At 55.8% G+C, this 7,872-nt stretch carries 6 protein-coding genes; 2 read left to right on the plus strand and 4 right to left on the minus strand.

The window, feature by feature from the left end; all coding sequences use genetic code 11:
• Positions 1 to 59: 59 nt before the first annotated feature.
• The 3 genes from JE47_RS0118580 to JE47_RS0118590 all read right to left on the minus strand — a co-directional run bounded on the left by JE47_RS0118580 (position 60) and on the right by JE47_RS0118590 (position 3,141).
• On the minus strand, positions 60 to 1,127 hold the full coding sequence (locus tag JE47_RS0118580; protein ID WP_031461187.1) for a hypothetical protein: 1,068 nt from the start codon (positions 1,125 to 1,127) through the stop codon (positions 60 to 62).
• Positions 1,128 to 1,457: 330 nt separating this feature from the next.
• A complete protein-coding gene (locus tag JE47_RS0118585; RefSeq protein ID WP_031461188.1) occupies positions 1,458 to 2,705 on the minus strand; it encodes a glycosyl hydrolase family 18 protein in 1,248 nt (415 codons plus the stop codon).
• Positions 2,706 to 2,745: 40 nt separating this feature from the next.
• Positions 2,746 to 3,141, minus strand: coding sequence for a metallopeptidase family protein (locus JE47_RS0118590; protein WP_152556110.1), 396 nt, complete (start codon positions 3,139 to 3,141; stop codon positions 2,746 to 2,748).
• Between the two features lie 360 nt (positions 3,142 to 3,501).
• Here JE47_RS0118590 and JE47_RS0118595 point away from each other — a divergent pair, with 360 nt between their 5' ends.
• Together JE47_RS0118595 and JE47_RS0118600 are read left to right on the plus strand one after the other, a co-directional pair.
• Entirely contained in the window at positions 3,502 to 5,481 is a 1,980-nt protein-coding gene (locus JE47_RS0118595; protein WP_051871208.1) for a hypothetical protein, read from the plus strand.
• Between the two features lie 119 nt (positions 5,482 to 5,600).
• The gene (locus JE47_RS0118600; RefSeq protein WP_236631304.1) at positions 5,601 to 6,272 is read left to right on the plus strand and encodes a hypothetical protein; all 672 of its coding nucleotides are present in this window, start codon (positions 5,601 to 5,603) and stop codon (positions 6,270 to 6,272) included.
• 55 nt (positions 6,273 to 6,327) lie between these two features.
• On the opposite strand, the gene JE47_RS20745 is transcribed toward JE47_RS0118600, so the two are convergent.
• Positions 6,328 to 7,872 (minus strand): DUF559 domain-containing protein (locus tag JE47_RS20745; RefSeq protein ID WP_035419952.1); only part of this gene is annotated, 1,545 nt, incomplete at its 5' end.

Raw genomic sequence — 7,872 nt, forward strand, 5'->3', positions numbered from 1 at the left:
TCTGGCCCGCAGTGTGGTGAAGGCAATCCGAAGCGGAACCCGTTGAAAATCCCTGACGATCACCGAATCGTGTAGGCACTTAGCAAGCTCTGTTCGCCGAGCAACTGGCGCTGCGTCTGAAAACTGAGCTGGGCGCGTTCGACAAATGCCCGTGCCTCTTGAAAGCGCAGTGCAGCACGGTTGGCGTGGGATACGTCGTATGTGCTGTAGAACTCAAGAATTGCATCAAGACCAGCCAGCTCTAGTTCAAGGCCACGCCGGTAATCTTCGTGCGCCGGTACCAGTACCCCCGGCGGTCGTAACTCGCCCAGCGTTGCCAGTGCCCCGGCGACAGTTGCTCGCAAGCGCTGAGTCGCCGCGACGTGGTTCACCGATGCACCGCCGGGCTGACTGGTCTCCTGGCGGTAGGTGTCGGTCGCGGTACGCAAAGCGGCACGGATGTCATCTACTGCGCTGAGGTAAGAAACGGTCAGACTTTCAACGACTGCCAGTGGTTCGGCCTCGAGGACGGGTAGTGGTGTAGGGGTGGGAAGGGCAGTCGCAGATGTTGTTTCGACACTGAACGTCTGCGTCTGTGCGGCAGCGAGGGCCGCGAGAGCCTCTTCGCGGGCACGACTGACGCTTTGATGCAGGAGGAGTGCGACGGTCAGTAACACGATGGGTATCAGCCAGAGTACAAGCCGAACCCGTGAGGTTTCACGGCGTTGCCAGCGCCAATGAAACCACCAATCATGACTCGATTGGGTGACTACCGTGGACGATGGTGGCGGTGGTGGGTTGGTGGTTGATTCGGGTGAGACGGTTGGTGGGCTGAGATCGGCTACTGGGCGTGACGTGTCTGTGCCCTGACGCTGGAGGTAGGCCAGGCCGCGCCGGGCATACGGATTGGCTGGATTGATCTGTAAAACGGCTTGTAAGCAAAACATGCGTTGCGCAGGATCATCAACGACATCGCTGAGCCACAACCAGGCCCGTTCGTCACGTGGATCAAGCCTGAGCGCACGGGCCAGCAGGCCGGCTGCAACGCGCCGCTGACCACCACGAGCGGCGGCAATACCACGCTCGACTAATTCCCGGGCTTCGGCTGGATGTGCCTGTACTCCAGTCTCACTTGTGGTGGTTGTCATTGTTGTCTCGTTCAACGTGCTGCGATAGATAGCAACTCTAGTTTACCACTGAATGGATGGTGATGTCATTTTCCTTCTGGCGCGATCTGACATTGCACGGTATTCATACACCACCAGCGTCGTGAGAGTGGTGTCACGTTTTCGGTGTTTGGGCTACAGGATGCCTGACCCGCTCAACTTTCTCTGTGCATAACGTGCATAAGGCGAGTTGAGAAGTCGCCTTGACCTGGATGCAGGTAGCGTATATGACATTATTGCAATGCGTCAAAACGTATTTTAGCTCAGGTGTTCGTTCCATTCTTGAACGACGGATTAAGGTGGTCTTGCGCGTCAGTGATCGGGCAACAACGCATTTAAGGCCCGCTGAATCAACGTCGAATCTTGTACCAGATTGGCCCGCACCGTCTGCCAGTATTCGGGCCGTTCGTACCCCAACTGCCAGATAGCGATCCCGGCCAGATCGAGCCGCTGTACAGTTGCAATTTTATCGGCCAGGCCGGTATCGGTCATAAACCAGACTGTGCGGGTGCCGGCGCTGGTGCGATAGGTAAAGGTGCTCTCGCCGACCCGACCGCGAGCGTTGCGCTCGATAAAACTGACCGTTGGCTGATATTCGTTGATAATTTCTTCAATGATACGCCACGGTCGGGCAGTTGCGTTCCCGTTGGGTGGCCAGTCGTAGCCGTAGAAATGTACTCCCAGCAAGACTTTCGCCGGATCGACCACCTCGCGGGCGTAGTTTGCCACAGCTTCGATCCAGTAGGCCGGTGCGACCGGGCCAGGCCCGGAGCCACGCCAGTGGTAATCGTAGGTCATGATCCGTAGTTGATCAACATGCGGCCCAATCGCTGCCCAGTCTTGAAAGGCACCTAGGCCACCGTCGTCGCGATCTTTGGCGTGCACAGCCACGGTAAGCAGTTTGTTGTGAGCGTGCAAGGCAGCGGCTAGATCAACAATGAATGTGGTAAAGTCATCACGGAGCGACGGCGCCAGCGATTCGTAATCAATGTCGATGCCATCGTAGTTGCGGGCCAATACCTCATCGACGATATTCTGAATATGCCGTGCGCGCAGTTGCGGATTGCTCAACACAGGCACGACGGCGCCAGGATTATTGACGTTGTGGATGGATGGGATGATCCGCACATTGTTTTTATGGGCGATCTCTACCAGCTCATCGTCGCGCTGACCGTACAGTCGACCACTGGCATCGGTGGTGTACCAGAAGGGACTGATGTCGTCGATAATATCAACGTTAGCAAAGAACGAATCTCGTGCGTCGCCGACGAAGTTCGGCGGGAGCCAGACCGCAATATAACGACCACTCTTCGGATGGTAGCCAATCGTTTCTGGCTCGGGCGGCGCCGCAGTGGGTAGCGGTGTCGGTGGGATGGGGGTAGGTAAGATCAGCACCGGTGCAGATGTGGCTGTCGGTTCTGGGGCTGTGGTGGGGATGATGGCGCCGGTTGAGAAGGTGATGAGCGTGCTCGACATCTGCAATGTTTGCCAGAGGAGGAATCCGGCAATTGCCAGTGCACTCAGATAGATTATTCCGGTGATGATGGTGCCAATGCGCACGCGCAACCTCATACTAGCAAAGCGACAGATGTCTACCCCATCAGTAGGCATCCAGTTCGCGGAGCCGTTCGTCGCTGATTCCAAAATGGTGGGCAATCTCGTGGAGCACTGTGCGTCGTATCTGTTCGCGCAGTGCTGATCTGGTACGAAAATCGCGCTCCAGTGGTTCCTGGAAAATGGTGATGATAGCCGGTGGCACAATTTCCCCAGATTGCTGTTCGGTGATTGGCACACCCTCGTAGAGACCGTAGATGGTCTGCCAGGGACGCAGCCCAAGGGCACGCCGTTGCTCACGGCTTGGCCGTGGTGCTACAACGATCTCAACCGTCTCCAGGTAACGGGCGAAGACGGGTGGGAGGTTGTCAAGGACTTCAGCCACCAGATCGGCAAACGTTGTTCCAGCCATCAGTTTCAGGGCATCGGTACGCTGTTTCATTTCGCTTCATTATAATGGGCGCGGTTCGTGAGCGTCAAGCATTTTGTTCGTCTAGAAACACCGTGCGAGTCCCAACAGTGTGGGGTGTATGATAAAAAAAGGTAACACTACTCCTATTACAGGCAAAAACTGACCGAGCACGGGGAAGAATCGGCAGGTTCGAGCGGGCAATGATGTATTATCGCGACATAGAGCTATGTCGGGACGTGTCAGGAGGTGGTGTCGCGCTGCCAGGCTTGATGCCTAAGACAGGAGTCGAATGTAGCATGATCTCCTGGCGACATGGTCGGCTATGCTGCACTAGAGAAATAAATACCATCTGACGCACAAGAACACTGATAAGGAAAAAGGCTTATAGCGATGCGATTAGCGCTTGCCGTCTTTTTCATGCTCAGTGGTTTCTACTTGCTCACGATGAGCGGACATACATACTCGGCTGATGAAGAAACGATGCTTGCCGTCACTCGTAGCCTGCTCGAACGCGGCGATGTAGCCGTTGTCGTTGAAGATGGTGCACCGGTCGTGGCGTTGCGTCCTGGTCGTGATGGCAACGTCTATTCACCTTACGGCATTCTTCCCTCTCTGCTCGCCATCCCACTACATCTTCTCGGAACGATGATTACGCCTGGTGGTTTGTCTGCTGATTATGCGTCGCGGTTTGCAGTAACGATGCTAAATGGATTGCTCACTGCGGCAACATGTGCCGTCATAGCGCGCTGGGCACAACAACTTGGTGCGACTATCGGATGGTCACTAGTCTTGGCGCTCATTTACGGTCTGTCCACTTTTGCCTGGGTTTATGCCCGGACATTCTTTTCCGAGCCGCTCGCCGCTCTCTTGCTCCTTAGCGCGACCTACTATGCCTGGAGTGCATTTCAATCCTCCAGAACCAATTATTGGCAACTGTTTGTGTCAGGATTGCTGTCCGGGTTGCTACTTGTGACGCGCATTGCTGCTGCGGTTGCACTGCCGATCATCACTCTGTACATTCTCTGGGAATTATCGAACGTCTGGCTGCAATACCGTGCGCTGTTGCAGATGTACGATGTCACTGTGCGACGATGGTACGTTCCGCGTAGCGTGTGCTACGGAGCACTAAGCTGGATAGTTGGATTACTTCCTGGTTTGGCACTGTTCGTATGGTACAACCTGGCCCGTTTTGCGACACCAATAGCCTCTGGATACGAAAGTGAAGCATTTTCGTTCACCACCCCGCTTGGTGAAGGGCTTTTCGGCTTGCTGCTTAGTCCGGGAAAAAGTGTGTTCTTGTATGCACCAGCTCTCTTGCTGGCACTTCCTGGTGGGATTGTCTTCTGGCGGCGCGGCAAGCGAGCATTGGTTCTGATAGTTGTAGGATTGTTCCTCGCGCACCTGTTCCTCTATGCCTGCTGGGCACATTGGCCAGGTGGTGGCGTTTGGGGACCACGCTTCTTATTGCCAGTCGTGGCGCCGGTTATCATTTTGGCGTCCAGTCTTTTCATGCCAACCTCGGCGCAACAGTTGAAGATAGGCCTGTTGATTCTGGTGCTCGTCCTCAGTACTACAGGATTCATCGGTAATCTTGGTGGCGTTCTTCTTAATTTTGATACGTATGTTGTTTCGACCCCTTTCCATAATAGCACCTACACTATCGCTGAATCGCCACTGGTCGGGCACTGGCGGCTGTTGTTCGACCGGTGGGCGCGTTATCGTGTTCCGCCACCTTTCTGCCAACTGGGTGATGGTATCTATGCCGGTGAGTCTACAGATGGCGCAATATTCCCGCGACGCACCGGACCAAAGGGGGAATTCGCTTGTCTTGTGAACAGCGCCGCGCGCATCACGCTGATCCTTGATGATCAACGTCCGGTCGGAGCACCTGATAGTCAATTGCGTCTCCGCTTGAACGGTTATGATCAAGGCAGATTACTAAGCGGGCAGCGACGTTTTTATCACCTGCGCCTACCATCTGGTTGGAGTCGTTTGGAGGTTGTTGTACAGCCGTGGAATCCACTTGCCATAGGTTTCAGTGATCGTGATGAGCCATTAGGGCCAATCATCGTTGCCTTGTATGGTCAGACCGATGATGATACTCATCTTGCAATTGTAGATACTGCTGTGGCGCCACTACCGGCACGTCCCAATCCTCGTTGGGCATGGTACTATGAGCCGGCAAACCAGCATCTGATAGACCACTGGCTTTGGTATTTACCGCGTTCCGAACTGACAACCGAACAGGCGCTACGAATGGGAGGCCTGATTATTCTTACCGGAACGATCAACCTTATTGTGGGGATTGGGCTACTCGTGATGATACGGAAACCCCGTGAGCGCGATCATTCCACGCATGATCACAACTGAACTCATCTTCCCACCCGAAGAATAGACCTTGATAGTGAGTTGTCGTTATCTTCTGCCGTTATGCCCATGGAGATTGGTATGTCTACTTGCGAGTTAATGGCTTAGTAGAGCAGCTTGGGTTGGCGTTACTTACCCCGTGTCAGCTTACCGATTTCGACAGGGATGTTATTAACCTGTTACATAGTCGGCCACGTCTGCCGATTTTACCTATTCACGATGCCAGTCTGTTTGGGAGCTTGATGGCGACGATCCTGAGCGTTGGGCTATTGCGTTCCGATGTCGTCGATCTCTCACCGCTGGCGATTGGTTTGCCCGCAGAGATTGCCTGTCAACTCCAGCGCATTCGTACTATCGATCAGATCGCTTATCTATCAACAGCGGCACGGCGCATGCTGGTATTGAAATGCGGTGCAGGGAGCGGTTTGTATTACAGCCAGGGGCGTGGTGTCTTTCGTATCAATGGTTCGCGGAGTGCAGCCCAGAAGACACTGGCGTTTGTGCAATCACGAATCGCACAGAGAGAACCATGGATTATCCAGCGCTACGTGAATGCGACCTATCCGGTCGATGTCTATGCCCCGTGGTCACCGCACACATTTGAGCGGATCGATGCGCATGCCCGGTTTATGGTTTATGCCACATTCGATCAATCGGGATCACCCCAGATGATCGGTGGGCTGGGTAATTTCGGTCGTGATTGGAAAGTCAGTGGGAAATCGGCTCAGGTTGATGAAGGTGGGCATCTTACAGGAACGGCATTCAACGATATGCGGTTCTATCAGCATTCGTGAATGGGCGCGGCAGCGCCGCGCCCCCACCGTGTGGGTATGATACCTTTCACCGCACTTATGATAACCGCTCCCATGCCTCGAGCACCAACCGCCGGGTGCGGTATTCGCCGTATTGACGTATCTCCTTCTCCTTCAGCACGCGAAAGGTTTCGCCGGGGAAGGTGCTAGCAGCAGCGCGGGTAGCGTAGCCAGCCGGGTCGAGCGGGTCTGCCACCTCTTCCCGCGGGTCGAGTATGTCTTCCAGTTCGCGTTCGGTCAAATCCGCCGGGTCGAGGATGTAGCGCAGTTGCTTGCGGGTGAGGCCGTAGAGCCGGGCGTAGTACGCATCCAGTTCAGCACGCAGCACCGCGCGGCGGTCTTCGTCCCAGCGAAAGGGCGGAAAGGGGATGCCCTTCTGCGGGTTGGTTTCGATCTCCGGGTAAGCGCTGATCCAGGATGGCAGGCGCCATTCATGCCTGCCGACAGCAATACGGTTTGCATCCCACGCAGCATGGATGGCTGCCCGCAGCCCGTCATCAGCTTCGTTCCACACATCGTCGGCGAAGGGCTTGAGATCCCAGGCAGTATAGGTCAGTTCCAGTGCGCGTGGCACAATGAAGGCGAGATCGGCGGGGGTGTAGGCAGTGGGGGGAAAAATAGGGAGTTGGCGGAGGATGAAGAGACTAAGATGCGTCCCACCAATTTTCTGGCGCAATGCCCAATCAAAAATCAGGACATTTAGATTGGCTAGAAAACACGAGAGATGAATAGCCGAAATCTCACCCGTAAGGACTATGGGCATCGTACCTCCTACCCCAACTCTGGGCAGCAGGCTGAAGATGGCGGTGCGCTCGTTAGTGGCGTTAGTAACATCGCGGAATCCCACCAACCACCCACGCCGCCAGTCGCCCAGGCGGGCTTGCACTTCTTCGGCGGGCACCCAGTACCAGGGCTGGACAACAAAGTGCGGGTCGGCGTGCTGGTGCTCATCAGGCGTGGGCAGTTGGGTGCTGGCGCGGTCGCGCACGCCCTCATAGGTGCCGTAGCGGTGGTCATAGTGCCAGATCATCTTGGCTTCGTAGAGGGGGAGGTAGCGGCCCTCACCCCCTTTCTCCCCCTCTCCCCAAGCTTGGGGAGAGGGGGACGGGGGGTGAGGGGATGGATGCTCGTAGGAATGGGCAGTGACATAGGCAGCAATCTCTTGGAGGACTTGTTCTGTGTGGTCGAATATCTGGTCATTGGTAAAGCGCAGCATGGCAAAGCCATGTTCGCGCAGGATTTCCTCCCGCAAACGGTCGCGTTCCTGCTGAGTGGGTTCGCGGTGCACGGCGCCATCTATCTCAATGATCAGGCGGGCATCGTCACAGAAGAAGTCGGCGATGAATTGTCCAATCGGATGTTGACGTCGGAATTTTCGGCCTAGCAGCCGACGGTCACGCAACAATTCCCAGAGCAGGCTTTCGGCGGTCGTCGCCTCGCGACGCAACTGCCGCACCCTGGCAATCAGTTCCCGGCTGGCCCTGGGTAACTTGTACTCCCCCTCTCCCGCAGCGTGGGAGAGGGGGCTAGGGGGTGAGGGTTCTCCCCCCTCTCCCGCAGCGTGGGAGAGGGGGCTGGGGGG

The organism is Chloroflexus sp. MS-G, assembly GCF_000735195.1.
Taxonomy (GTDB): domain Bacteria; phylum Chloroflexota; class Chloroflexia; order Chloroflexales; family Chloroflexaceae; genus Chloroflexus.

Coding starts and splice junctions, on each gene's coding strand:
- JE47_RS0118580 (WP_031461187.1), bottom strand. CDS start 1,127: ATGACAACCACCACAAGTGAGACTGGAGTACAGGCACATCCAGCCGAA.
- JE47_RS0118590 (WP_152556110.1), bottom strand. CDS start 3,141: ATGAAACAGCGTACCGATGCCCTGAAACTGATGGCTGGAACAACGTTT.
- JE47_RS0118595 (WP_051871208.1), top strand. CDS start 3,502: ATGCGATTAGCGCTTGCCGTCTTTTTCATGCTCAGTGGTTTCTACTTG.